At 67.8% G+C, this 22,759-nt stretch carries 22 protein-coding genes; 12 read left to right on the top strand and 10 right to left on the bottom strand.

Going from position 1 to position 22,759, the window contains the following annotated elements:
• Positions 1-28: 28 nt before the first annotated feature.
• The gene (locus G8346_RS15175; RefSeq protein ID WP_166051806.1) at positions 29-1,180 is read right to left on the bottom strand and encodes a peptidoglycan DD-metalloendopeptidase family protein; all 1,152 of its coding nucleotides are present in this window, start codon (positions 1,178-1,180) and stop codon (positions 29-31) included.
• A gap of 93 nt (positions 1,181-1,273) precedes the next feature.
• Between G8346_RS15175 and G8346_RS12720 the strand changes: the two genes are divergently transcribed.
• The 4 genes from G8346_RS12720 to G8346_RS12705 are packed head-to-tail and all read left to right on the top strand — an operon-like array spanning position 1,274 to position 3,587.
• On the top strand, positions 1,274-1,723 hold the full coding sequence (locus G8346_RS12720; protein ID WP_166051804.1) for a rhodanese-like domain-containing protein: 450 nt from the start codon (positions 1,274-1,276) through the stop codon (positions 1,721-1,723).
• The gene (gene grxC / locus G8346_RS12715; protein ID WP_166051802.1) at positions 1,720-2,010 is read left to right on the top strand and encodes a glutaredoxin 3; all 291 of its coding nucleotides are present in this window, start codon (positions 1,720-1,722) and stop codon (positions 2,008-2,010) included. The genes G8346_RS12720 and grxC overlap by 4 nt, the downstream gene beginning before the upstream one ends.
• Positions 2,011-2,046: 36 nt before the next feature.
• Positions 2,047-2,553, top strand: coding sequence for a protein-export chaperone SecB (secB, locus tag G8346_RS12710; protein WP_166051800.1), 507 nt, complete (start codon positions 2,047-2,049; stop codon positions 2,551-2,553).
• An 8-nt stretch (positions 2,554-2,561) separates the two neighbouring features.
• The gene (locus G8346_RS12705; protein ID WP_166051798.1) at positions 2,562-3,587 is read left to right on the top strand and encodes an NAD(P)H-dependent glycerol-3-phosphate dehydrogenase; all 1,026 of its coding nucleotides are present in this window, start codon (positions 2,562-2,564) and stop codon (positions 3,585-3,587) included.
• 43 nt (positions 3,588-3,630) lie between these two features.
• Here G8346_RS12705 and G8346_RS12700 read toward each other — a convergent pair whose 3' ends face one another.
• The gene (locus tag G8346_RS12700; protein WP_166051795.1) at positions 3,631-4,098 is read right to left on the bottom strand and encodes a tRNA (cytidine(34)-2'-O)-methyltransferase; all 468 of its coding nucleotides are present in this window, start codon (positions 4,096-4,098) and stop codon (positions 3,631-3,633) included.
• A gap of 20 nt (positions 4,099-4,118) precedes the next feature.
• Between G8346_RS12700 and G8346_RS12695 the strand changes: the two genes are divergently transcribed.
• Positions 4,119-5,093, top strand: a complete 975-nt coding sequence (locus tag G8346_RS12695) for a dihydroorotate dehydrogenase (RefSeq protein WP_166051793.1) — start codon at positions 4,119-4,121, stop codon at positions 5,091-5,093.
• A gap of 6 nt (positions 5,094-5,099) precedes the next feature.
• Here the strand turns inward: G8346_RS12695 and ntrC are convergent, their stop codons facing one another.
• From ntrC to glnA, 4 genes are all read right to left on the bottom strand, one after another.
• The gene (gene ntrC / locus G8346_RS12690) at positions 5,100-6,497 is read right to left on the bottom strand and encodes a nitrogen regulation protein NR(I) (protein ID WP_166051791.1); all 1,398 of its coding nucleotides are present in this window, start codon (positions 6,495-6,497) and stop codon (positions 5,100-5,102) included.
• The gene (gene glnL / locus G8346_RS12685; protein WP_166051790.1) at positions 6,494-7,594 is read right to left on the bottom strand and encodes a nitrogen regulation protein NR(II); all 1,101 of its coding nucleotides are present in this window, start codon (positions 7,592-7,594) and stop codon (positions 6,494-6,496) included. Before glnL ends, ntrC begins: the two co-directional genes overlap by 4 nt.
• A gap of 10 nt (positions 7,595-7,604) precedes the next feature.
• Positions 7,605-8,141 carry a DUF4124 domain-containing protein gene (locus G8346_RS12680; protein WP_240901507.1) on the bottom strand — a complete coding sequence of 179 codons (537 nt, stop codon included), beginning with the start codon at positions 8,139-8,141 and terminating at the stop codon, positions 7,605-7,607.
• A gap of 114 nt (positions 8,142-8,255) precedes the next feature.
• On the bottom strand, positions 8,256-9,665 hold the full coding sequence (gene glnA / locus G8346_RS12675) for a glutamate--ammonia ligase (protein ID WP_166051785.1): 1,410 nt from the start codon (positions 9,663-9,665) through the stop codon (positions 8,256-8,258).
• Between the two features lie 294 nt (positions 9,666-9,959).
• Between glnA and glyQ the strand changes: the two genes are divergently transcribed.
• Genes glyQ through G8346_RS12660 form a run of 3 tightly spaced genes read left to right on the top strand, consistent with a single transcriptional unit; the run spans position 9,960 to position 13,742 of the window.
• Entirely contained in the window at positions 9,960-10,892 is a 933-nt protein-coding gene (glyQ, locus tag G8346_RS12670) for a glycine--tRNA ligase subunit alpha (RefSeq protein ID WP_166051783.1), read from the top strand.
• Complete coding sequence (gene glyS, locus G8346_RS12665; RefSeq protein ID WP_166051781.1) at positions 10,885-12,975, top strand: glycine--tRNA ligase subunit beta; 2,091 nt, start codon at positions 10,885-10,887, stop codon at positions 12,973-12,975. Before glyQ ends, glyS begins: the two co-directional genes overlap by 8 nt.
• A 14-nt stretch (positions 12,976-12,989) precedes the next feature.
• Positions 12,990-13,742 (top strand): 1-acyl-sn-glycerol-3-phosphate acyltransferase, encoded by a 753-nt coding sequence (locus G8346_RS12660; RefSeq protein ID WP_166051779.1) that lies wholly within the window; start codon positions 12,990-12,992, stop codon positions 13,740-13,742.
• Positions 13,743-13,908: 166 nt separating this feature from the next.
• On the opposite strand, the gene gyrB is transcribed toward G8346_RS12660, so the two are convergent.
• The 4 genes from gyrB to dnaA all read right to left on the bottom strand — a co-directional run bounded on the left by gyrB (position 13,909) and on the right by dnaA (position 20,085).
• Positions 13,909-16,323, bottom strand: coding sequence for a DNA topoisomerase (ATP-hydrolyzing) subunit B (gene gyrB, locus G8346_RS12655; RefSeq protein ID WP_166051777.1), 2,415 nt, complete (start codon positions 16,321-16,323; stop codon positions 13,909-13,911).
• 30 nt (positions 16,324-16,353) lie between these two features.
• Entirely contained in the window at positions 16,354-17,412 is a 1,059-nt protein-coding gene (recF, locus tag G8346_RS12650; RefSeq protein ID WP_166051774.1) for a DNA replication/repair protein RecF, read from the bottom strand.
• A 7-nt stretch (positions 17,413-17,419) separates the two neighbouring features.
• Positions 17,420-18,520, bottom strand: a complete 1,101-nt coding sequence (gene dnaN, locus G8346_RS12645; protein WP_166051772.1) for a DNA polymerase III subunit beta — start codon at positions 18,518-18,520, stop codon at positions 17,420-17,422.
• 218 nt (positions 18,521-18,738) lie between these two features.
• The gene (gene dnaA / locus G8346_RS12640) at positions 18,739-20,085 is read right to left on the bottom strand and encodes a chromosomal replication initiator protein DnaA (protein WP_166051770.1); all 1,347 of its coding nucleotides are present in this window, start codon (positions 20,083-20,085) and stop codon (positions 18,739-18,741) included.
• A gap of 205 nt (positions 20,086-20,290) precedes the next feature.
• Here dnaA and rpmH point away from each other — a divergent pair, with 205 nt between their 5' ends.
• The 4 genes from rpmH to yidC are packed head-to-tail and all read left to right on the top strand — an operon-like array spanning position 20,291 to position 22,751.
• Entirely contained in the window at positions 20,291-20,425 is a 135-nt protein-coding gene (gene rpmH / locus G8346_RS12635; protein ID WP_166051768.1) for a 50S ribosomal protein L34, read from the top strand.
• Positions 20,418-20,837: a ribonuclease P protein component gene (rnpA, locus tag G8346_RS12630; protein WP_370520650.1), complete on the top strand. Its 420-nt coding sequence runs from the start codon at positions 20,418-20,420 to the stop codon at positions 20,835-20,837. Before rpmH ends, rnpA begins: the two co-directional genes overlap by 8 nt.
• Positions 20,813-21,040 carry a membrane protein insertion efficiency factor YidD gene (gene yidD / locus G8346_RS12625; RefSeq protein ID WP_206202721.1) on the top strand — a complete coding sequence of 76 codons (228 nt, stop codon included), beginning with the start codon at positions 20,813-20,815 and terminating at the stop codon, positions 21,038-21,040. Before rnpA ends, yidD begins: the two co-directional genes overlap by 25 nt.
• 16 nt (positions 21,041-21,056) lie before the next feature.
• Entirely contained in the window at positions 21,057-22,751 is a 1,695-nt protein-coding gene (yidC, locus tag G8346_RS12620) for a membrane protein insertase YidC (RefSeq protein ID WP_166051764.1), read from the top strand.
• Positions 22,752-22,759: the final 8 nt, after the last annotated feature.

Below are 22,759 nucleotides of genomic sequence, written 5' to 3'. Positions count from 1 at the left end.
CGGTGACCCGTGCCGCGGCCGCGGGCGGCTAGTCGCGGGAAAGCCAGGCCTGCGGGTTCTCGGGCTCGGTGCCGCTGCGGATCTCGAAGTAGAGGCCGGCCTGGTCGCGGCCGCCGCTGTCGCCGACGCGCCCGACGACCTGCCCGGCAGAGACCCAGTCGCCCACGTTGCTGAACAGCACCTCGTTGTGGCCGTACAGGCTCATGAAGCCGTCGCCATGCTCCAGCACCAGCAGCAGGCCGAGCCCGGGAAGCCAGTCGGCGTAGGCCACGCGCCCGTACCAGACGGCGCGCACTTCGCTGCCGCGCCCCGCGCCGATCAGCACGCCGTTGGAGCGCGGCCCTTCGCCGCGGCGACTGCCGAAGGTTCGCAACAGCGCGCCCTCCACGGGCCACGCCAGCCGGCCACGTTGCGCCTGGAAGGGCGTCGCGTCCGGGACGGGGAGATCGGCCACCGCGGCGCGCAGCTCCTCCAGCAACCGTTCCAGGGCCGCGGCTTCCTCGCGCAAGCGCTCGGTTTCCGCCGCCCGCCGCGCCAGGTCGGCATCGAGGTCGGCCACGGTGCTCGAGCGGGTTGCCCTGGCCTCCTCCAGCGCCGCCAGGGCCTCCGCCTGGCGCGCCTCGACTGCAGCGAGGCGCGTCCGCTCGGCTTCCAGCGCCGCCGTGACCTCGGCCAGCTCGGCGAGGCGCGTGCGCAAGCCGGCGATGCGCTCCGCCCGGTCCTCGGCCAGGTAGCGGTACCAGGCCAGCATGCGGCCCAGCCGCGCGGGATCCTGCTGGTTGAGCGCCAGCTTGAGGCGGGGCTCCCGACCGGCCAGCCAGGCAGCGCGCAGCTCTGCGGACAGCGCCTCGGTGTCCGCGGCCAGCGCCCCGGCCAGTTCGGCGCGGCGTGCCGCCAGCTCGTCGCGCCGGGCGGCGGCGGCGTGGCGTTCGCGCCGGGTCTGCTCCAGCTCGCGCGCCCGTGCCGCGACCGCCTCCTCGGCCTCGCGCAGGGCCCGCGTTTCCCGGTCGCGCCGTTCGGCTACCTGGCGCTGCTCACGCTCAATGACGGCGATGCGCGCCTTGAGGGCCTCGAGGCGCTGCTCGGCTGCGGCGTCATCGTCGGCGCGGCCGGGCATGGCACCGGCGGCGGCCAGCAGGCCGAGCAGGAACAGCAGGCAGCGTGCGGGAATCCTGTTCACGGTGCGCCGAGTGTAGGGGATGCGGCCGGGGCGGCAAGCCCCGCGCCTGCAAGCGGGTATAATGGCGGGCTCGCGCCAGGGGATACCGCCTTCATGGAAGCCATTTTCGCGTACGCCGCCAACCACCCGCTGCTGTTCGGCGGCCTGCTGCTGATGTTCGCCATCGTCTTCGGCTACGAGATGCGCGTCGCGCGTCGCAAGGGCACGGACGTGTCGCCGCCCGAGGCGGTGGCGCTGATCAATGCCGGGGCCCAGCCGATCGACCTGCGCGCGGCCGCGCAGTTCGAGAAGGCGCACATCCTCGACGCCCGCAACATCCCGCTCGGCGACCTCGACCAGCATCTCCCGGCGCTGCAGAAACTGCAGGAGCGCGGCATGCTGCTGTACTGCGACACGGGCGGCACATCGCTCAAGGCCGCGGACACGCTCAAGGCCAAGGGACTCACCGGCGTGCGCACGCTGCGCGGCGGCCTCACCGCCTGGCGCGCCGACAACCTGCCGGTGTTCTCCGGGCGCAAGACGCGCAAGAAGGACAACGCATGACGACGCCCCGCGTGGTGGTCTACGCTTCGCGCTACTGCGGCTGGTGCACGCGCGCGCTGGTGCTGCTGGAGAACAAGGGCGTGCGCCCCGAGATCATCAACATCGACCTGGATCGCGCCGCGCGCAGCGAGATGGAAGACCGCAGCGGACGGCGCACCGTGCCGCAGATATTCATTGGCGACCGGCATATCGGGGGCTACGATGACCTGCGGGCCCTCGATACCGCCGGGCAACTGGACCCGCTGCTCCTCGCGGAGCCGGCGGCGGCAAAACACCACAGCTCGTAGCACCCCAGCTAACGGCATTTGAACGAAGGAGCCATCATGGCCGAGCAGAAACCCGACGGTCTGGACACCAATCGCATCATGGTCGCGCTGCAGCGCGTCTACCTGAAGGACACCTCCTTCGAAGCGCCCAACAGCCCGCAGATCTTCACCGGCGAGTGGCGTCCGAACGTGTCGCTCAATCTCGGCAGCAAGACCACCGAGCTCGGCGACGACCAGTACGAGTGCGTGCTGAACCTGGCCGTCGAAGCCAAGCAGGAAGACAAGATCGCGTTCCTGGTCGAGATCCAGCAGGCCGGCGTGTTCCTGCTGCGCGGGCTCGAGCCTGCGGACCTGCAGCGCGCCCTGGTGACTTTCTGCCCGCAGCAGCTCTACCCCTTTGCGCGCGAGGCTGTCTCGGACTTCACCAGCAAAGGTGGTTTCCCGGCCCTGCAGCTGCAGCCCATGAACTTCGAGGCGATCGCTGCAGAAGCCTTCCGCCGCCAGCAGGCCGAGCAGGCCGCGGCGGGTAACGACGCCGGCGCGTCGCGCGAAGCCAGCCACTAGCCCCGGTCATGAGCGATCCTGCGGCGGCAGAGGCCATCGCCGTCATCGGCGCCGGCTCCTGGGGCACGGCGCTGGCGATCCAGTTTGCGCGCACCGGTCGCACCACGCTGCTGTGGGGCCGCGCGGAGGACGATCCGGCCGGCCTGGACAGCGCCCGCGAGAACGCCCGCTACCTGCCGGGCGCCCGGTTTCCCGACCCGCTGCACGCCGCAGGGGACCTGGCCAAGGTGCTGGCGGCGGCGCGGATCGTGGTGGTGGCGGTCCCGAGCCATGCCCTGCGCCAGGTGCTCTCGGACATGAAGCCGTTGTTGCGTCCCGACGCCCGCGTCGCCTGGGCGACCAAGGGCTTCGAGCTGGAGACCGGCAAGCTGCCGCACCAGGTGGCGCGTGAAGTGCTCGGCAGCGGGCGGGCGCTGGCGGTGCTGTCCGGGCCGACATTCGCGCGCGAGGTAGGCATGGGCCTGCCCACCGCCATGACGGTCGCTGCCACCGATCCCGATTACGCCCGGCAACTGGCGGAAAGCCTGTCCGGCGACAACTTCCGCGCTTACACCTCCAGCGACATCGTCGGCGTGGAAGTCGGCGGCGCGGTGAAGAACGTGCTGGCGATCGGCGCCGGCATCTGCGACGGCCTGGGCTTCGGCGCCAACACTCGCATCGCCCTGATCACCCGCGGCCTGGTGGAGATGACGCGCCTCGGCGTGGCGCTGGGGGCGGATTCCTCGACCTTCATGGGCCTGGCCGGCATGGGCGACCTGGTACTCACCTGCACCGACGACCAGTCCCGCAACCGTCGCATGGGCCTCGCCCTCGCGGCCGGCAAGTCCATCAAGGACGCGGAGGCGGAGATCCAGCAGGTGGTGGAGGGCGTGCTGGCTGCCGAGGCAGTGCACCGTGTGTCGCGCCGCGCCGAGGTCGAGATGCCGATCTGCGAGCAGATCTACCGCATTCTTTACGAGGGGGCGGAACCCCAGGCCGCCGTGGCGGCGCTGATGAAGCGCGAGCTGAAGTCGGAATTCGCTCCGGACGCCTGAGCCGGGTCCCGTGCCCGGTCCCGTGCCCGGTTCCGGCCGCAGGTCAGGGGACGGCCCCGGCAAAGCCGTGCTGCCGCCACGCCTCGTAGACCGCCACCGCCACCGCGTTCGACAGGTTCAGGCTGCGGTTGCCGGGCTGCATCGGCAGTCTTACCCGCTGTTCGGCGGGGAACCGCTCCAGCACGTCCGCGGACAGCCCCCGCGTCTCAGGCCCGAACAGCAGTGCATCACCCGGGAGGAACGCGGCGCCGTCGATGCGGCGGCTGGCACGCGCCGAAAACGCCCAGGTGCGGGGCTGGCCCAGCGCCTCCAGGCAGGTCTCGAGGTCGGGGTAGTCCTGCAGCGCGGCAAACTCGTGGTAATCCAGCCCGGCGCGGCGCAGCCGCGGCTCGTCCAGCTCGAAGCCCAGCGGCCGGACCAGCGACAGCGTGGCGCCGGTGTTGGCGCACAGGCGTATGATATTGCCCGTGTTCGGCGGGATCTCGGGCTGCCACAGGATCACGTGGAACATATCAGCTGACGGGAGCAGGCATGACGGCAACGACGCAGACGGATTCGCTGGCGCTGGATTTTTGCGGGCTGGATTTCGCTTCGCCCATCGTGCTGCTCTCAGGCTGCGTCGGGTTCGGCGAAGAGTACACGCGGGTCGCGGGCTTCTCCAACGCCGACGCCGGGGCCATCGTGCTCAAGGGCACGACGGGTTCGGCGCGGCTGGGCAACCCGCCGCACCGCGTCTACGAGACGCCGCAGGGCATGCTCAACGCCATCGGCCTGCAGAATCCGGGCGCCCAGCGGGTGGTGCGCGACATCCTGCCCACGCTGGATTTTTCCGAGACCCGCTTCATCGCCAACGTCAGCGGCTCAACCGTCGAGGAGTACATCGAGGTCACGCGGCTGTTCGACGACTCGCCCATCGACGCCATCGAGATCAACATTTCCTGTCCCAACGTGAAGGAGGGCGGCGTTGCCTTCGGCAATTACCCGGACATGTCCGCCAAGGTGGTCGAGGCTTGCCGGCGCGCCACCTCGAAGCCCCTCATCACCAAGCTTTCGCCCAACCAGACCGACATCCAGGAAAACGCCCGTCGCTGCATCGAGGCCGGGACCGACGCTTTCGCAGTGATCAACACGGTCATGGGCATGGCCATCGATGCGGAGAAGCGCGCACCGGTGATCGGCAACGTGCAGGGCGGCCTGTCCGGCCCGGCCATCAAGCCCATCGCGCTGCTCAAGGTGCACCAGGTGCACCAGGTCGCGCGGCGTCACGGCGTCCCGATCATCGGCCAGGGCGGCATCGTCACGGCGCGCGACGCGCTCGAGTTCATCATCGCCGGCGCCACCGCCGTGGGCATCGGCACCGCGCTGTTCTACGACCCACTGGTGTGCCGCAAGATCAACGACGGCATCCGCGACTACCTGCAGCGGCATGGTTTCGCCTCGGTCGCCAACCTGGTCGGCACCCTGGAACTGCCCGACGCGCGCGCTCCCGCGGCCGCGCGGGCCTGAGCGGCGCTAGAGGTCGTCGAGGCCGAGCTCGCGGATCTTGCGCGCCAGCGTGTTGCGTCCCCATCCGAGGAGGCGCGCAGCCTCCTGCCGATGACCGCCGGAGCGCGCCATGGCCACGCGGATCAGCGCGCGCTCGAACTCCGGCAACGCGGCCGCCAGCAGCGGGCCGCCATCCGCGTCCAGCCGTTGCGCCGCCCAGCTGGCCAGCGCTTCCTGCCAGCTCAGGGCAGACTCGCCCGCGCTGGCGGCACCCAGCTCGGGCGGCAGGTCCGACAGCCGGATCTCCCGGCCCGGCGCAACCACGGTGAGGCGGCGGCAGATGTTGACCAGCTGGCGCACGTTGCCCGGCCAGTCGAACGCCGCGAGCCGTTCCAGCACCTCGGGCGCCAGCGTCTTCGGCGTCACCGCCAGCTCGTCAGCCGCCTTGCGCAGGTAGTGCTCCAGCAACAGCGGCACGTCCTCCTGGCGCTCCCGCAGCGGCGGGATGCGGATGCGCATCACGTTGAGGCGGTGGTACAGGTCCTCGCGGAAACGGCCCTCTTTCACGCCGCGCGCCAGGTCCTGGTTGGTGGCGGCGATGACGCGCACATCCACGCGCACCGGCACCTGGCCGCCGACGCGGTAGAACTCGCCCTCCGCCAGCACCCGCAACAGGCGGGTCTGCAGCGCCGCGGACATGTCCCCGATCTCGTCCAGGAACAGGGTGCCGCCGTCGGCCTGCTCGAAGCGTCCCGTGCGCCGGCTCTCGGCGCCGGTGAAGGCGCCTTTCTCGTGGCCGAACAGCTCCGATTCCAGCAGCTCGGCCGGGATCGCCGCCGTGTTCAGGGCGACGAACGAGCGTGCGGCGCGCGGACTGTGCTGGTGCAGCGCCCGCGCCACCAGTTCCTTGCCGGTGCCGGACTCACCGGTGATCAACACCGTCATGCTCGAACCCGACAGGCGGCCGATGGCGCGGAACACGTCCTGCATCGCGGGCGCCTGGCCGATCAGGCTGGGCAACGTCGGCGCCGGGCCCGTCTCCCCGGCGCCGCCGCGGTCGGCCGCGGCGCGCCGCACCAGTTCCACCGCCTGGTCGATGTCGAAAGGCTTGGGCAAGTACTCGAAGGCGCCGCCCTGGTAGGCCGCCACCGCGCTGTCGAGGTCGGAATGCGCGGTGATGACGATCACCGGCAGCTCCGGCCATTCCGCCTGCAGTCGCGCCAGCAGGTCCAGTCCGTCCGGTCCGGGCATGCGGATGTCGGTCACCAGCACCCGCGGGCGGCCGTTTTCGAGCGCCTCCAGCGCGGGGGGCGCGCTGTCGAAGCCGCGGCAGGCCATCCCGGCCTGTTCCATGGCGCGTTCCAGGACCCAGCGGATGCCCGCGTCGTCATCGACGATCCATACCTCGACCGGCTCCTGGTTCACCTGGCGTCCTCCTCCTTTTCTTCATCCCCGATCGGGAACAGCATCCTGAACACCGTGCGCCCGGCGCGGCTGGAATACTCGATCAGGCCGTCGTGGCGACTCACCAGTTCCTGGGCGACGGCGAGGCCGAGCCCGCTGCCGCCGGGCCGCCCCGTGACCAGCGGGTAGAACAGCGTCTCGCGCAGGGCCTCGGGCACGCCCGGGCCGTCGTCCTCGATCTCGATGCAGGCCACCAGGCGCCCGTTGGCGCGGGGCAGGGCGTCCGCGGACAGCACGCGAGTGCGGAACACGATACGGCCGTGGTCGCCCACGGCGTTGAGCGCGTTGCGCGCCAGGTTGAGCATCGCCTGCACCACCATGTCGGCATCCAGGCGCAGCATCGGCAGGCTGGGATCGTAATCCCGCTCGATCTCCACCCCGGCCACGCCTTCCGCCACGACCAGTGCGCGCACGTGTTCCAGCAGCTCGTGGATGTTACAGGCGACCATGCGTGGGGCGCGCGCCGGCCCGAGCAGCGCCGCGGTCAAGTCGGCAAGCCGGTCCGCCTCGCGCATGATCAGCGCCGTGTAGTCTTTCTGCGCCGGCGAGTCGAGCTGGCGCTCCAGCAGCTGCGCCGCGCCGCGGATGCCGCCGAGGGGATTCCGCAGCTCGTGGGCCAGCTGGCGCACCATGCTGCGACTCGCCTCGAGCTGCGCCAGCAGCGCCTTCTCACGATCGACGCGCAAGCGCCAGCGGGCATCGGCGAGCTCCAGCAGCAGCACGCGCCGCCCGGCGCCGTCCTCGGCCGCGCTCAGCGCGCAATCCAGCGCCAGGCCTCCCTCCTCCTGGCCGGGCGCCATGGCGAACACCAGCTCGCGGCGCGACACCGCGCGGCCCGTGTCGCGCACGCGCTCGAGCAACGGCAGCAGGACGCCGAGCCCCGGGGCCGCCTGCGGCAGGGGCCGCCCACTGAGCTGCTGGCGGCTGACGCCGAGCAGCTGCTCCGCGGCGGGATTCGCATAACGGACGCCCAGGTCCTCGTCGAGAACGATGATGCCCGTGCTCAGGTTCTCTAGGTGCTCCGCCGGCGGGCGGCCCGGAGGAATTTCAGCCGCCACCGCCGGGACTTCAGCGCGGCCGGTTGGGATTCTGCAGCGACGCCTGATGGACATAGAAGGTCACGGGCTCGCTGGACACGAGCTCGCGACCGTTCTCGTCCACGACCGCAACGCTGAGGCGGTGCTCGCCCCGGAACACCGGGCTCACCGTGAACTGGGTGGCGCCCGGCGGTGTTTCCACGCGCTGGCCATCGAGCGACACGCGCAACTGGTGCCCGGGCGCCAGGCCCGGCTGCACCTCGACCTGGACCGTGAGCTCACCGGCGATGTTCCACAATGTCTCGCCCGCCGCGGGCGAAACCACGCGCACCCCGGTGTATGCCGGCGCCGCGTCGGGCTCGGAGGGCGCAGGCGATGCGGTCTCCTGCCGTGCCGGCAAGGGGGGCGGGGTGTAGGTCTGCGGGCGATTGAGCTCCACCCGTTCCGCGCCGGGACGCGGCCGGTCGGAGAAGTGCACCACCCCGTTCTCGTCCACCCAGCGCCATACCTCTTCCGCTTGGGCAACAAGCGCGCAGCTCATCAGCAAGGCCACCAGGATCCAGCGCATCAAGGCATCTCCCGCACCGTGTCGTTGGCCTAGCATAGTCGGGCGACTGCCGGGCTGGCAAAAAAGCGGGCGGCGAAGTTGCCTTCGCCGCCCGAAACGCGTCCTCCAGACTCGTCAGACGCTGTAATACATGTCGAACTCGACCGGGTGCGTGGTCATGCGCAGGCGCTGCACATCTGCCATCTTCAGGCCGATGTAGGCGTCGATCAGGTCGTCCGTGAACACGCCGCCGGCCGTGAGGAAGGCGCGGTCGGCGTCCAGCGCCTCGAGGGCCGACTCCAGGGAGTAGCACACCTCGGGGATGCTCTTCGACTCCTCGGCCGGCAGGTCGTAGAGATCCTTGTCCATCGGGTCGCCCGGGTGGATCCGGTTCATGATGCCGTCCAGGCCCGCCATCATCATGGCGGCGAAAGCGAAGTAGGGGTTCGCGGTCGAGTCCGGGAAACGCACCTCGATGCGGCGCCCCTTCGGGTTCGGAATGTAGGGGATGCGGATGGAAGCCGAGCGGTTGCGGGCCGAGTAAGCCAGCTTCACCGGCGCCTCGAAACCCGGCACCAGGCGCTTGTAGCTGTTGGTGGACGGGTTGGTGAACGCGTTCAGCGCGCGGGCGTGCTTGATGATGCCGCCGATGTAGTACAGCGCGGTCTCGGACAGGCCGCCGTACTCCTCGCCCGTGAACAGGTTCTTGCCGTCCTTCGCCAGCGACTGGTGCACGTGCATGCCGCTGCCGTTGTCGCCGACCAGCGGCTTGGGCATGAAGGTGGCGGTCTTGCCGTAGCCCTGGGCCACGTTCCACACCACGTACTTCAGCTTCTGCACCTCGTCGGCCTTCTTCACCAGCGAGCCGAAAGCCACGCCGATCTCGCACTGGCCGGCGGTCGCGACCTCGTGGTGGTGCACTTCGGGGTCGAGCCCCATGTCGCCCAGCACCATGCACATGGCCGAGCGGATGTCATGCAGCGAGTCGACCGGCGGCACGGGGAAATAGCCGCCCTTGACCGTGGGGCGATGGCCGAAGTTGCCGTCGGGGTAGATCTTCTCCGAGTTCCAGCCGGCTTCCGAGGAGTCGATCTGGTAGGAGACGCCCTTCATCTCCGAGCTCCAGCGCACGTCGTCGAATACGAAGAACTCGTTCTCCGGCCCGAAGTAGGCCACGTCAGCGACGCCGGTGGACTTGAGATAGGCCTCGGCGCGGTGCGCCAGGGAGCGGGGATCGCGCTCGTAGCCCTGCATGGTCGAAGGCTCGACCACGTCGCAGGTGATGTTGATGGTGGTGTCTTCCGAGAAGGGATCGATCACGGCGGTGGCCGGGTCAGGCATGAGGATCATGTCCGACTCGTTGATGCTCTTCCATCCGGAGATGGACGAGCCGTCGAACATCTTGCCTTCCTCGAACAGGTCTTCGTCGACCTTGCTCGCCGGCAGGGTCACATGCTGCTCCTTGCCCTTGGTGTCGGTGAAGCGGAGATCGACGAAGGCGGCCTCCTTTTCACGCATGAGCTCGAGCACGTCTTTGGCTTTCATCGGGTCATTCCTCCGAGTCTGGATGCTAAGGAGCCCGCCTCCCCGGACTGGATGCCGGGGTTCGACAGGCGATGGAAAAAAATATCGTAATGTTGCAATGCAGGAACCGTGCCAGCGCGCCCTGCCCGCCACGGGCCTTGTCAAACAAGCACCCGCGGGGCCGGCCGGCACTGCAAAGGCCGCCAGGCCGCACCACGGCGGTGCAAATGGCCTCGGCCTTGCACCAGAATAGACCGCGACGGCGGCTTTCGCCCGTGGGTTATACTTTCGCGCCCTTCCGGCATGGGGACAGGCATGGCATCGGCGGACATCGGCGTGGCTCCGGCCACATTCCAGGACCTGCTGCTCAGGCTGCAACGCTACTGGGCCGATGCCGGCTGCGTGCTGATGCAGCCGCTGGACCTCGAGGTGGGCGCCGGCACCTTCCATCCGGCGACCTTCCTCCGCGCCATCGGCCCCGAGCCCTGGAGCGCGGCCTACGTCCAGCCCTGTCGCCGCCCGACCGACGGCCGTTACGGCGACAATCCTTTCCGCCTGCAGCACTACTACCAGTTCCAGGTGGTGATCAAGCCGTCGCCGCTGGAGATCCAGGAGCTCTACCTCGACTCGCTGCGCACCCTCGGCATCGACCCGCGCGTGCACGACATCCGTTTCGTCGAGGACAACTGGGAATCCCCGACGCTGGGCGCCTGGGGCCTGGGCTGGGAGGTCTGGCTGAACGGCATGGAGATCACCCAGTTCACCTACTTCCAGCAGGTCGGCGGGCTGGACTGCCGCCCGGTGACCGGTGAGATCACCTACGGCCTGGAACGCATCGCCATGTACCTGCAGGGCGTCGACAGCGTGTTCGACCTGTGCTGGGCGGACGGCCCGCTGGGCCGGGTGAGTTACGGCGACGTCTACCACCAGAACGAGGTCGAGATGTCGACCTACAACTTCGAACAGGCGGACGTGAAAGTCCTGTTCCGGCTGTTCGACGAGCACGAGGCTGCGTGCTCGGCATTGCTGGCCCGGGCGCTGGCACTGCCGGCCTACGAGCAGGTGCTGAAGGCCTCGCACGTGTTCAACCTGCTGGATGCACGCAAGGCGATCTCGGTGACCGAGCGGCAGCGCTTCATCCTGCGTGTGCGCACCATGGCGCGCAACGTCGCGGAGGCCTACTACGCCAGTCGCGAGACCCTGGGCTTCCCGATGCTGGCGCAGGCGCGGGAGGCGGCGCATGACTGAACACGCTGATTTTCTCGTCGAACTGGGCACCGAGGAGCTGCCGCCCAAGGCGCTGCCGGCCCTGGAACAGGCCTTCCGGGACGGCCTGGTGGCGCGGCTGGCCGAGGCGCGGCTGGCCCACGGCCAGGTCGAGTCCTTCGCCTCGCCGCGCCGGCTCGCGGTCAAGGTGCAGCGGCTGGAGACGCGCCAGGCCGACCAGGAAGTCGTGCTGCGCGGGCCGCCGCTGCGCGTGGCGCGGGTGGACGGCGCCTGGACCAAGGCGGCGGAGAAATTTGCCGCCGGCGCCGGCGTCGAACTCGAGGCGCTGGTCGAGCGCGAGGAAGAGAAGGGCGCCTACGTTTATGCCCGCAAGCAGGAGCGGGGCGAGGCCGCGGCGGCGCTGTTGCCGCGCCTCGTTGAAAGCGCGCTGGGCGCGCTGCCCGTGCCGCGGCGCATGCGTTGGGGCGCGGCCGAGGCCGAGTTCGTACGGCCGGTGCACTGGCTGGTGATGCTGCTGGGTGCAGAGGTCGTGCCCTGCGCCATGTACGGCGTCACCGCCGGGCGCGAGACGCGCGGCCATCGTTTCATGTCGCAGGACGCCCTGGCGTTGGCCGACCCCGGCGAATACCCCGCACGCCTGGAGGAAGAAGGCTTCGTAGTGGCGAGTTTCGGCCGGCGACGCGAGCGCATTCGCGTCGAGGCCGAAACCGCGGCGCAGGCCACGGGCGGCCACCTGGTGCTCGACCCGGCCCTGCTGGACGAAGTCACCGCGCTGGTGGAATGGCCGGTGGCAGTGACCGGGATGTTCGAGGAGCGCTTCCTCGAGCTGCCCGAGGAAGTCCTCATCGCGACGCTGCAGGACCACCAGCGTTACTTCCCGGTACGCGACCCGGACGGCCGCCTGGCGCCGCGGTTCATCACCATCAGCAACCTCGACAGCCCGCAGCCCGCGGCGGTGCGCGCCGGCAACGAGCGGGTGGTGCGCCCGCGCCTGGCCGATGCCGCCTTTTTCTGGGCGCAGGACCGGCGGGCGCCGCTGGCGGCCCGCACGGCTATGCTCGACAGCGTGGTGTTCCAGGCCAGGCTCGGCAGCATCGGCGCCAAGAGCGGCCGCACGGCGGCGCTGGCGGGCCGTATCGCGGACCTGCTGAACGCCGACACGGCGCTGGCCGAGGAGGCGGCGCGGCTGGCCAAGTGCGACCTGGTCACGTCCATGGTCGGTGAGTTCCCGGAGCTGCAGGGCGTGATGGGGCGTTATTACGCCCTCGCCGACGGGCTCGAGCCCGAGCTCGCCGCGGCGCTCGAGGAGCAGTACCTGCCGCGCTTCGCCGGCGACCGCCTGCCGGAGTCCCGCACCGGTCAAGCGCTGGCGCTGGCGGACAAGCTGGACACCATGGCCGGGATCTTCGCCATCGGCCAGCGCCCCACGGGCAACAAGGATCCTTTCGGGATCCGGCGCGCCGCGCTCGGCGTGCTGCGGATCTGTGTCGAATGCCGGCTGGACCTCGACCTGCCGGCGCTGATCGAGAGCGCGGTGGCGGGACAGCCGGTGGCTACGGACGACACGCTGGCCGGGGACATCTGGGACTTCCTGCTCGAACGGCTGCGCGGCTATTACCTCGAGGGCGGCGGCAGCCTGGTGGCGTCGCACGACGCCTTTGCCGCGGTGCTGGCGCGGCGGCCACCGTCGCTGGTGGACTTCCATGAGCGCCTCGCAGCCGTCCTCGAATTCCAGCGGCTGGAAGCTGCGGGCGCCCTCGCGGCGGCCAACAAGCGCATCGCCAACATCCTGCGCCAGGCGGACGGCGCCGTTGCGGGAGCGGTTGACGACGCCCTCTTGCAGGCAGGCGCAGAGAAGGCGCTGCACGAACGGGTGGAAGCGCTGGCCGGGGAGGTTGCCCCGCTGGTGGCGGCGCGACGCTACCGCGAAGCGCTGGAGAAACTGGCCGGCTTGCGCGAAGTCGTGGACCGGTTCTTCGACGAGGTGCTCGTCATGGACCCGGATCCTGCGGTGCGCGACAACCGGCTGGCCCTGCTTGCCCGGCTGAGAGCCCTGTTCGCCGACATCGCCGACGTCTCACGGCTCGGCGCGCCGGCCGGCTGACGGGGAAGCGGCCGATGACCTGGCTGCGTTCCTTCCTGTATACGGCCTTCCTGTTCCTGTCCGTGCCGGTGCACGCGACAGGCGTCCTGCTGCTCAGCCCGTTCGGCCACCGCGTGTACTACCGGGTTGCGGTGAACTGGGCCCAGGTCAACTTGTGGATGTTGCGCAAGCTCTGTGGCCTGGATTTCGTCGTCGAAGGCCTCGAGAACGTGCCGGCGCGACCCTGCGTGCTGTACTGGAAGCACGAGTCGGTGTGGGAAACGATGGCCGGTGCGCTGGTGCTGCCGCCCCAGACCTGGGTGGTGAAGCGAGAGCTCATGTGGTTGCCGTTCTTCGGCTGGGGCCTGGCGCTGCTCAAGCCGATCGCCATCAACCGTGCCGCCGGGCGCACGGCGGTCAAGCAGGTCATCTCCCAGGGCCAGGAGCGCCTGGCACAAGGGCTCTGCGTGGTGATCTACCCGGAAGGCACGCGCGTGCTGCCTGGCCAGGAGCGACGCTTCGGCGTCAGCGGTGCCGCGTTAGCCAAGGCCGCCGGGTGTCCCATCCTGCCGGTGGCGCACAACGCCGGGGACTTCTGGCCGCGGCGCAGCCTGCTCAAACGGGCCGGCACCATCCGCGTCGTCGTCGGGCCGGCCATCGACCCGGACGGCCTGACGCCGGAAGAAATCACCACCCGGGGCCGGGAATGGATCCACGCCACCACGGTGCGGATCAGCCCGGGCCGCCCGGCACCGCAGCCATTCGCCCGGCGCGTGGCACGGGCCTGAGGGCGTCCGGGACCAGGTGACGAGATAGTCGCAGGACCCGTCAATCTCGCCGCCCAAGAGTGTATGTATACAAAATTATGTATATACAGACCGTCGGGCGGGAGTAGCGACAGGCGCCAAGGGCAGCGAACCGCCTCTAAAAATGGCAAAAAACGGCTAACTCTCGCTAAACGTCGAGATTGGCGACCGTCAGGGCGTTGCGCTCGATGAACTCCCGGCGCGGCTCGACATGATCGCCCATCAGGGTGGTGAAGATGTCGTCCGCAGCCACCGCGTCCTCGATCCGCACCTGCATCAGGCGGCGCGTCACCGGATTGACAGTCGTGTCCCAGAGCTGGTCCGGGTTCATTTCCCCGAGGCCCTTGTAGCGCTGGATGGACTGGCCCTTGCGCGCCTCGGCCATCAGCCACTCGACAGCGGCGCGGAAACTCTTCACGGGCTGACGCTTGTCGCCGCGGACCACGTAGGCGCCTTCGCCGACCAGGTCGGCCAGCTCCATGCGCAGCGCCGCGATGCGCCGGTACTCCGGCGACTCGAAGAACTCGCGCTGCAGGGTACGCACCGTGTCCACGCCGTGGTGGCGCCGCGCGATCCTGATTTCCCAGCCGGGCTTGTCGGCCTCGTGCACCAGCGCCAGCTCGTAGCGCGGCGCTTCGGCTGGCCCGACGAGGCGTTGCGCCAGGCGCGCCATCCAGGCATCGACGACTTCCAGGTCGTCCAGGTCAAATCCGGTGAGCGCCGGGCAATACAGCAGCTGCTCCAGCACCTGCTCGTCGTAGCGCCGGCCCAGCCGGGAGATGATCGCCATCACCTCGGTATATTTCTTCATCAGGGCCTCGAGACCCGGGCCTTGCAGCGGCGGAGCTTCTGCAGCCACGTACAGCGCGGCGCCGTCCAGCGCCAGGCTGGTCAGGTAGGCATTCAGCTCTGCATCGTCTTTGACATAATGCTCCTGCTTGCCCTTCTTGATCTTGTACAGCGGCGGCTGGGCGATATAGATGTGGCCGCGCTCGATCAGCTCCGGCATCTGCCGGTAAAAGAAGGTCAGCAGCAGGGTGCGGATGTGCGAGCCGTCGACGTCGGCGTCCGTCATGATGATGATGCGGTGGTAACGCAGCTTGTCGGGGTTGAACTCTTCCCGGCCGATACCGCAGCCCAGGGCGGTGATCAGGGTGCCGACCTCAGCGGACGACAGCATCTTGTCGAAGCGTGCCTTTTCCACGTTCAGGATCTTGCCCTTCAGCGGCAGGATGGCCTGGGTGCGCCGGTCGCGTCCCTGCTTGGCGGAGCCGCCTGCCGAGTCACCCTCGACAAGGAACAACTCGGACAACGCGGGGTCTTTCTCCTGGCAGTCGGCCAGCTTCCCCGGCAGCCCGGCCACGTCGAGCGCGCCCTTGCGGCGGGTCATCTCGCGTGCCTTGCGCGCGGCCTCGCGGGCGCGCGCAGCGTCGATGATCTTCCCGACGATGGCCTTGGCGTCGGCCGGCTGCTCCAGCAGGAACTCCTCCAGCTTTTCCGCCATCAAGGACTCCACCACGCCCTTCACCTCGGACGAGACGAGTTTGTCCTTGGTCTGGGAAGAAAACTTCGGGTCGGGGACCTTCACCGACAACACGGCCGTCAGTCCTTCGCGCGCGTCATCGCCCGTGGTGCTGACTTTTTCCTTGCGGGCCATGTTCTCCCGCTCGATATAGCCGTTCAGGGTGCGCGTCAGGGCGCTGCGGAAACCGGCCAGGTGGGTGCCGCCGTCGCGCTGGGGAATATTGTTGGTGAAACAGAACATGCTCTCCTGGTAGGAGTCGTTCCACTGCATCGCGACTTCGACCACGATGCCGTCCCGCTCGCTCTGGAAATAAAAGGCGTTCGGATGGATGGGCGTCTTGTTGCGATTGAGGTGCTCGACGAAGGCGCGAATACCGCCCTCGTACTCGAACACGTCATGCTCGTCATTGCGCTCGTCACGCAGGTCGATACGCACGCCGGAATTGAGGAAAGACAACTCCCGCAGGCGCTTGGCAAGGATGTCGTAGTGAAAGTCGATATTCGAGAACACTTCCGCGCTCGGCCTGAAGCGGATGATGGTGCCGGTCTGGTCGGTCTCGCCCACGACCTTGAGGTCGTAGAGAGGCCGGCCCATCTGGTATTCCTGCCGATAGACCTGGCCGTCCCGATAGATCGTGAGGTCGAGATGCTCGGACAGGGCGTTCACCACGGAGACGCCGACACCGTGCAGCCCGCCGGAGACCTTGTAGGAGTTGTCGTCGAATTTCCCGCCCGCATGCAGGACGGTCATGATGACCTCGGCTGCGGACCGTCCTTCTTCGGGATGCAGGTCCACGGGAATCCCGCGGCCGTCATCGGACACCGTCACTGACTCGTCGGCGTGAATGGTGACCTTCACCGTAGAACAGTAACCCGCCAAGGCCTCGTCGATGGAGTTATCGACCACCTCGAACACCATGTGGTGCAGCCCGGTGCCGTCATCGGTATCACCGATGTACATGCCCGGACGCTTGCGCACAGCGTCCAAGCCCTTGAGCACCTTGATATTTCTGGAGTCGTAGGTACGGGTGTCAGTCATGGTGTTCGCTGGTCCGGGGAAATCGGGCAATTATACCACCCGCCGCACCCGACCTTGTTCCACGTGAAACCTTGCGTCGGCTCGCAGGCCAGGCAACGCTGCATCGTCCAGTGCCGTCACGAACACCTGGAAAGGGCTCTGCGCGATCAATCCCAGCAGGGCCTCACACCGCGAGCGGTCGAGTTCTGCCGCCGGATCATCGATAAGCAGCACCCCGCGATCCCCCCACAACGGCGCCAGCAGGCTCGCCTGCCCGAGGACCAGGGAGGCCGCCAGCAGTTTCTGTTGCCCGCGTGATACCCAGCCCCGCGCCTTGTGGTCGTCCAGCTTGAGGTAAAGGTCGGCCCGATGCGGTCCGACCTGTGTCATGCCAGCCTTGCGGTCACGGGCCCGGTGCGAGGCCAGGGCTTCCGCCAGGCCCTGCCCTTGCGGATGACCCGGCCGATACTCGACCCCGACCTCCACACCCAAGAGCGTCTCCGCCACGCGCCGCACCGGTTCCTCGAGCGCCTGAACGGTCTCTCTCCGGTACTGATCGAGCCGCTCACCTTCAGCGACCAGGGTGCGCTCCCAGAGCTCTACCGAGGCGTCCGGCTGGCCCGCTTTCAGCGCCGAGTTGCGTTGCCGTAGCGCGCGCTGGTAATTGCGCCAGGCCTCGAGGAACCCTGGTTTCACGTGAAACGTCGCCCAGTCCAGGTATCTGCGCCGCTCCCCGGGGCCCTCCTGGACCAGCCGGTGCACTTCCGGATCCATCACCTGGACCGCAAGCCAGTCGGAAAGCTGGGAAAGCTGCAAAACCGGCTCCCCGCCCGCCCGTGCCTGCCAATTATCGCGGCTGACCTCCATGCCCAGCACCCGGCCGTCCGCCAGCCTGCCTACCGCCTGCAGGGCATTCGCGCCTTCCCTGATCAGCGCCTCGCGCCGGGCGCTGCGAAACGACCGGCCTCGCCCCAGCAAGAAAATCGCCTCGAGCAAGCTGGTCTTGCCCGAGGCGTTCATGCCCGTCACCAGGTTGATGCCGGGAACCGGCTCCAGTTCTGCGTCTTCAAAACACCGGAATTGGCCGATCTTCAGGCTTTTCAGCCCCATGCGAAGCCTATAGCCGCATCGGCATCACGACGTACTTGCAGTCGCGGCGCTCCGGATCCTGGATCAGGCAACTGCTCGCAGAATCGCGGAACTCCAGCCGCACCTGGTCGTCGTCCAGTGCACGCAAGGCCGCGATCAGGTATTCCACGTTGAAACCGATTTCCATCTCGGCGCCGTCGTATTGCACCTCGATCTCTTCCTCGGCTTCTTCCTGCTCCGGGTTGTGTGCCTGCACGGTCACGCTGCCCGGCTTCAATTCCACCCTGACGCCCTTGTATTTTTCGTTCGCCAGGATCCGGATCCGGCCCAGGCACTCAGCCAGCTGCACCCGGTCCGCGAGCATGGGTGCATCGCTCTCTTTCGGAATGACACGCTCGTAGTCCGGGAAACGGCCGTCGATGAGTTTCGACGTGAGCTGGATGCCGGGCAGCGCGACACGCAGGTGATTGCTCCCGATCTCCAGGCTACAGGCCCCCTCGCCACCCATGAGTCTTTGCAACTCCAGCACGCCCTTGCGCGGCAAGATCACCTGCTGCGGCGTCGAGTCCAGTCCCTCCACCGTCAGCTCACACAATGCCAGGCGGTGCCCGTCCGTCGCCACACTGCGCACGATCGCACCGGCGACTTCCAGCAGCATGCCGTTCAGGTAGTAACGGACGTCCTGGTTGGCCATGGAAAACTGGGTCTTCTCGATCAGCCGGTGCAACAGTTCCTGCGGCAGGGCCAGCTTCTGCTGGGCCTTGATGTCCTCCACCACGGGAAAATCCCCGGCGGGCAGGGTCGACAGCGTGAAGCGACTGCGGCCGGATCGGACCGTCACTTTTTCCCCTGACAGGCTGAAACTGACCGCGGCGCCTTCCGGCAGCGCGCGACAGATATCCAGCAACTTGCGTCCGGGCACCGTGATCTCGCCACCCTTGTCCACTGCGACGTCCACCCGGGCGACCAGCTCTACCTCGAGGTCAGTCGCTGTGACCGACAACCCTTCCCCTTCACTGGCGGTCAAGAGGACGTTCGCCAGCACCGGCATCGTCTGGCGGCGCTCGACAACACCAATGACGGCCTGGAGGGGTTCGAGCAGGGTCTCTCTGGGTGCGCTGAACTTCATCGGTTCACCTGTTCACTAATAGTATTAAGGTATTTAGATAAAGACTGTTATTACTGTTATTAGTCCGGACGGATTCCGGGAGTACGCCAAAAAATATAATAAAAACAATTACTTAAAACACTTCAAACCTTGTGGGCAAACGGCTGTGGTCGGGATGACAGCCTGTGGACGGCCTGTGGATGCTTTTTCCCCTTCAAGTTATCCACAGCTTGTGCACATCAAGCCGTGAGGGTTCTCAACAGGTTTGCGTAATCTTCCCGCACCCGCGTGTCGCTCTCCCGCAGTTCCTTGATCCGCTTGCAGGCGTGCAGCACCGTGGTGTGGTCCTTGCCACCGAAAGCATCGCCGATTTCCGGGTAACTTCTTTCCGTCAGCTCTTTCGCCAGTGACATCGCGATCTGCCGCGGCCTGGCCACGGCACGGTTGCGCCGTTTCGACATCAGGTCCGCGACGCGGATCTTGTAATACTGCGCCACGGTCTTCTGTATGTTCTCGATCGTGACCAGGCGGTCCTGCAGCGACAGCAGGTCGCCGAGCGCTTTCTTGGCGAAATCCATGGTGATTTCGCGATCGAGAAAACGGGAGGTTGCAATCACCCGGCGCAGTGCGCCCTCGAGCTCCCGGACATTGGAACGGATGCGCTTGGCGATGAGGAAGGCCACTTCCGAGGGCAGTGTCACGCCTTCCTGGCTGGCTTTCTTCATCAGGATGGCCACGCTGGTCTCGAGTTCCGGCGCCTCTATGGCCACCGTCAGCCCCCAGCCGAAGCGCGTCTTGAGGCGGTCCTCGAGACCGTCCACTTCTTTCGGATAACGGTCGCAGGACAGCACGATCTGCTGGCGTTCCTCGAACAAGGCATTGAAAGTGTGGAAGAATTCTTCCTGCGATCGATCCTTCCCGGCGAAAAACTGGATGTCGTCGATGAGCAGGGCATTCAGCGAGCGGTAGCTGCGCTTGAACTCGTCGATGCGATTGTTCTGCAGCGCGCGCACCATGTCGCTGACGAAGCGCTCCGAATGGACATAGGCCACCCGTGCGTGCGGGTTGCGGTCCAGGATGCGGTTGCCGATGGCGTGCATGAGATGCGTCTTGCCGAGACCGACCCCGCCGTACAGGAACAAGGGGTTGTACGAGCCGCCGGGGTTCTCGGCCACCTGGAAGGCGCCCGCCCGCGCCAGTTGGTTGCTTTTGCCCTCGACGAAGCTGTCGAAAGTGAAGTCGGGATTCAGGCGCGCGCCGCTGAGAAACTCGCTGCGCGGTGGGGCGGCCGGCACGGGCGCAGTGGCGCCTCCGGACACGATCTCGACGTTCGCGGCCGCCATGCGCGTGCCCACGTCGATGGTCACGTCCAGCGACCGGCCATCGTCACCGGGTTCGTGCGCGAGTTCCCGGATGCGTTGCAGGCAGTGCTGCCGCAGCCAGGTCACCACGTAAGGGTTGGGCGCCAGGAGGCGCAGGGAATTCCCCTCGCTGATCGCCTGCAAAGGTGCGACATAGGTGTTGAACTGGTCCGGGGACAGTTCGTTCCTGAGCCTGTTGAGACATTGGTGCCAGGCGGCCGCCACTTTGCGTCCTGTGCTTCGCGTTAACGGGGTTGCCGGAGAGAGCCGCAGTCTATCTTGCCGCGCCCGGGTTATCCACAGGCTGCGAACGGGCGGCGGCGCGGTGGCGCTCAGTTGACAGCGCAACGCCCTGCAAGTACGCTTCCGCGTCTTTTTGGCAGGTCCCAACCGGGCCGGTCACCGCTACTTCTCGGACGGAATCAGTACGATGAAACGCACTTATCAACCGAGCAACCTGCGCCGGAAGCGCACGCACGGGTTCCGTGCCCGCATGGCCACCAAGAACGGTCGGCAGGTACTCTCGCGCCGGCGCGCCAAGGGCCGCGCCCGACTCGCTGTCTGAGCTGCGGGCCGACGGCCCGTCTGCAGGCGGCGAACACGCGGCCGGGCAACACCCGCACCGGTTCGCGCGCTCGCAGCGCCTGCTGTCCCCGCCCGAATTCGGCAGGGTGTTCAGGACCGGACGCCGCCATGGGGACCGCTATTTTTCTCTCGTTTTCGCGCCCGGCCCCGGCCCTGCGGCCCGGCTCGGCCTGGCAATTTCGCGCAAGGTCTCGCGTCGCGCCGTGCAGCGCAACCGTATCAAGCGTGTCGTGAGAGAATGCTTCCGCCGTCGGCCGGACCTGCCGGTGGTGGACATCGTCGTGATGGCACGGCCGGGCGCCGCGGCATGCGACAATCGAGAGCTCACGGCGAGCATCGAAGCCTTGTTGGAACGGACGGCACGTACATGCGCAGCATCGCGATCTTCCTGATCCGCGGTTACCAGTGGTTGTTGAGCCCCTTGCTGGGTAACAACTGCCGTTTCCATCCCACCTGCTCCGAGTACGCCATCGAGGCGCTACGCACCCACGGGCTCGCGCGTGGATCTTGGCTGGCGCTGCGCCGCATCGGCCGCTGCCATCCCTGGGGCGACGCCGGCCACGATCCCGTGCCGCCGCGTCAGCCCACCGCCTGAGGAACCCCGCAAGCTCATGGATAACCAGCGAGTATTTCTCTGGATCGCCCTGGCGATGATGGTGTGGTTGAACTACACCGCCTTCCTGCAGGACCAGCGTCCGCCACCGCCGCCGGCCGCCACGAATAGCGCCGAGGCCCTGCAGGCGCCGGGTTTCGATGAGGGCGCCGCCGCCCCGGCCCTGCCCGAAGGTGCCGGCGCCGGCGATGTGCCGCCGCCGCCCGCTGCCCCGGGCGGCGCCGAGGCGCGTGAAGTGCCCGGCGCGACCCAGACCGCCCCGGCATCGGAGCAACGCATCCGCGTCATCACTGACGTGCTGGACCTGGAGATCAGTCCGCGCGGCGGCGACCTCGTGAAGGCCGTGCTGCCCGAGTACCCGGTGCACAAGAACGCGCCCGACGTGCCCGTGCAGTTGCTCGACCCGACCGCCGACGGTCTCTACGTGTTCCGCTCCGGCTTGACCGCACGCCCCCCCGGCGCGTCGACTCGGTCCGACACCCTGTTCAGCGCACCGCGCATGGAGTTCCGCCTGGAGCCGGGCCAGGACGTGCTCGAAGTCCCGCTCACCGCGACCCTCGAAGACGGTGTCGTAGTCACCAAGACCTGGCGCTTTGAGCGTGGCAGCTACGCTGTCGGCCTGGAGCAGCGCCTGCAGAACGAGGGCGAGACCGACTGGAACGGGGCCAGCTACCTGCAGATCCGGCGCCTGCATGATCCGCCGGGGCGCAGCCTGACCGATGTCGAGAGCTATTCCTTTCGCGGGCCCGTCACTTTCAACGGCGAGAAGTACGAAAAGCTGGACGTCGGCGATCTCGCCAAGAGCGGCATCGAGTACACCACCGAGGGCGGCTGGGTGGCCTCCATCCAGCATCACTTCCTTACCGCGGCCGTGCCGGGCGGGCGCGCGCAATTCAGCGCCAATTCGACCCCGGAGGGCCTCTACACCGTCACGGCGGTGGGGATGCCGCAGGCCGTGGCTCCCGGGCAGGCGACGGTGTTCACCGACCAGTATTTCGTCGGCCCCAAGCTGCAGGACCAGCTCGAGGCGACGGCGCCGAAGCTGCGCCTGACCGTGGATTACGGCTGGCTGACCGTCATTTCGCAGCCGCTGTTCTGGCTGCTGTCGAAGATTTACGCCCTGGTCGGCAACTGGGGCTGGGCCATCATCATCATGACGGTGCTGATCAAGGCGGTGTTCTACAAGCTGTCGGAGACCAGCGGCCGCTCGATGGCCAAGATGCGCAAGTTGCAGCCGCGCATGAAAGCCCTGCAGGAACGCTACGCCGACGACCGCCAGAAGCTGTCGCAGGCAATGATGGAGCTGTACAAGAAGGAGAAGGTCAACCCGGCTGCAGGCTGCCTGCCGATCCTGGTGCAGATGCCGGTGTTCCTGGCGCTGTACTGGGTGCTGCTGGAGAGCGTGGAGATGCGCCAGGCGCCGTTCGCGCTGTGGATCCAGGACCTGTCCTCGCGCGATCCCTACTTCATCCTGCCGTTGTTGATGGGCGTCACCATGTGGTTCCAGCAGAAGCTGAACCCGGCGCCGCCGGATCCGGTGCAGGCGAAGATCATGCAGCTGCTGCCGGTGATCTTCACGGTGTTCTTCGCCTTCTTCCCGGCGGGACTGGTGCTGTACTGGTTCGTCAACAACCTGCTTGCCATCCTGCAGCAGTGGCGCATCAACAAGGTCGTCGAGGCGGGCGGCGCATAGCGTCGTCG

Source organism: Thioalkalivibrio sp. XN279, assembly GCF_011089885.1.
Lineage (GTDB): Bacteria > Pseudomonadota > Gammaproteobacteria > Steroidobacterales > XN24 > XN24.
The sequence above is the reverse complement of the archived record's forward strand: the minus strand, read 5'-3'. Positions and strand labels throughout refer to the sequence as shown.

Coding starts and splice junctions, on each gene's coding strand:
- rpmH (WP_166051768.1), top strand. CDS start 20,291: ATGAAACGCACTTATCAACCGAGCAACCTGCGCCGGAAGCGCACGCAC.
- secB (WP_166051800.1), top strand. CDS start 2,047: ATGGCCGAGCAGAAACCCGACGGTCTGGACACCAATCGCATCATGGTC.
- G8346_RS12700 (WP_166051795.1), bottom strand. CDS start 4,098: ATGTTCCACGTGATCCTGTGGCAGCCCGAGATCCCGCCGAACACGGGC.
- gyrB (WP_166051777.1), bottom strand. CDS start 16,323: ATGACTGACACCCGTACCTACGACTCCAGAAATATCAAGGTGCTCAAG.
- dnaN (WP_166051772.1), bottom strand. CDS start 18,520: ATGAAGTTCAGCGCACCCAGAGAGACCCTGCTCGAACCCCTCCAGGCC.
- grxC (WP_166051802.1), top strand. CDS start 1,720: ATGACGACGCCCCGCGTGGTGGTCTACGCTTCGCGCTACTGCGGCTGG.
- glyQ (WP_166051783.1), top strand. CDS start 9,960: ATGGCATCGGCGGACATCGGCGTGGCTCCGGCCACATTCCAGGACCTG.
- G8346_RS12695 (WP_166051793.1), top strand. CDS start 4,119: ATGACGGCAACGACGCAGACGGATTCGCTGGCGCTGGATTTTTGCGGG.
- glnA (WP_166051785.1), bottom strand. CDS start 9,665: ATGAAAGCCAAAGACGTGCTCGAGCTCATGCGTGAAAAGGAGGCCGCC.
- glyS (WP_166051781.1), top strand. CDS start 10,885: ATGACTGAACACGCTGATTTTCTCGTCGAACTGGGCACCGAGGAGCTG.
- recF (WP_166051774.1), bottom strand. CDS start 17,412: ATGGGGCTGAAAAGCCTGAAGATCGGCCAATTCCGGTGTTTTGAAGAC.
- G8346_RS12660 (WP_166051779.1), top strand. CDS start 12,990: ATGACCTGGCTGCGTTCCTTCCTGTATACGGCCTTCCTGTTCCTGTCC.
- G8346_RS12680 (WP_240901507.1), bottom strand. CDS start 8,141: ATGCGCTGGATCCTGGTGGCCTTGCTGATGAGCTGCGCGCTTGTTGCC.
- yidD (WP_206202721.1), top strand. CDS start 20,813: ATGCGCAGCATCGCGATCTTCCTGATCCGCGGTTACCAGTGGTTGTTG.
- G8346_RS12720 (WP_166051804.1), top strand. CDS start 1,274: ATGGAAGCCATTTTCGCGTACGCCGCCAACCACCCGCTGCTGTTCGGC.
- G8346_RS12705 (WP_166051798.1), top strand. CDS start 2,562: ATGAGCGATCCTGCGGCGGCAGAGGCCATCGCCGTCATCGGCGCCGGC.
- yidC (WP_166051764.1), top strand. CDS start 21,057: ATGGATAACCAGCGAGTATTTCTCTGGATCGCCCTGGCGATGATGGTG.